Source organism: Xenorhabdus sp. IM139775, from assembly GCF_028598745.1.
In the GTDB taxonomy this organism is placed as follows: Bacteria; Pseudomonadota; Gammaproteobacteria; order Enterobacterales; family Enterobacteriaceae; genus Xenorhabdus.
This window is the reverse complement of sequence record NZ_JAQRFK010000182.1, coordinates 1-1,504: the sequence shown is the minus strand read 5'-3', so window position 1 is coordinate 1,504 and position 1,504 is coordinate 1. Positions and strand designations below refer to the sequence as shown.

The following is a 1,504-nucleotide window of genomic DNA, read 5'->3' as shown; positions in this document are numbered from 1 at the left end:
GGATAGGTACGGAATCTAATTTTTCCTTCTGAATCAGAATAAACGGTAATAAAATCGATCTCATTATAAGATTGAATCTCAATAGGTTGAGGTATTTTATCATCTGTAGAAAAAACAACTAGATTTAATTTTTTTGGTTGCGAGGAAGATATAACTACAGCAACATTTTTCAATGGATGACCATGAGATCCAGTGATTGTTGAACTAACTAAAGCACATTCACTATTGGGATTATCAATACTATTATCACTCGTTGGCGTCACCATATAGTTTTTGTCATAGTCAAACAAAATAGTCTTATCAAAACTGAATTGCTTTGCTGTATAGGTGATATGCAGAGGTGTTACTTCTTGCATATCTGATCCTGAACTAGAAATCGCATGAACACTATAATTTACTGGTTTTTCTGGCAGAACATCACTATTGATATTCAACAGAAATATCGCACTACCTCCAGTTTTATCTTTTAAGGGTGTCCACTTAACATAATTTTTCACTTCAATTATCGTTGGATCACTTTTTATTGAAATACTTTGGATATCCTCAATCAATTTTTGATCTGCAACAAGCGTCACTGTCAGATAAACAGATTGGCCAATAATAATATCTGAGCCATCCAATATAGATACACAAAGTTCTCCTAGCAAACAAGATTTTGATAATTTTATTTCATTATTTTCAATGTTCATTTTTTCACCTTTAAATATATAAAAATTTAGTTAAATACACCAGGGCGAGAGCGTGAACGTTTTTTGAGCTTGAAATGTATGCTACGCAACCATAATTAGAATAAATATCACTCAATCTGGTCTTGTTAAAGTATGAATTAGTGCTTTATTTACACAATTCGTTCGAAAATTAGTCTTTCATGCTCTCGCCCTGTTAAATACACACTGTTATAATTAAATTAATATATGATTAAAACTAGATAAGCTATTTGATGACACTCCAAGTCAAATATATTGACTTGGAGTATATAACATCGGAAACATTAATGTATAACCAATGTTTCCAGATACTAATTTATCTATAAATTAAGATGAGCACCCATAATAGTCATCATCATCATATTCATTTGGATCCATAGTATTAATATCAACTTTCCAAGTTTTACTATACGCTTTTTCTCCAGTTGCTTTATCGGTTATTGTATAATAATTAACATATAACCTTGAAGGATTATAACCATCTATAGGAAGAACTCCTTTAAGGAAACAGAATGGTATAGTAACTACTTGATATTTAATACTCCCATCTTGTTTTAGGTTCGTTAAGTCAAAACCATATTCTTTAGATACAAGGCCATTGGAAGATTTTATACTCACTTTTACTTTACCACTTTGATTAGGCTGCGGTAGATTTCCTATATTAGAAGCACCTGCAACCTTTATCATCACATATAATCCAGCACTATCTTTATTATTGTTACCTTCACCAAAAACTAATCCTTGACTTATCATGTCAAAAATTACGGCAGACGATTCAGAAATGGTGCTGTCTGTAT

2 protein-coding genes are annotated in these 1,504 nt (G+C 31.4%); both read right to left on the bottom strand.

Annotation, left to right across the window (positions count from 1 at the left end; genetic code table 11):
* A partial coding sequence (locus tag PSI17_RS16815; protein ID WP_273553051.1) for a hypothetical protein occupies positions 1-689 on the bottom strand: 689 nt, incomplete at its 3' end.
* A 345-nt stretch (positions 690-1,034) separates the two neighbouring features.
* A partial coding sequence (locus PSI17_RS16810; RefSeq protein WP_273553050.1) for a hypothetical protein occupies positions 1,035-1,504 on the bottom strand: 470 nt, incomplete at its 5' end.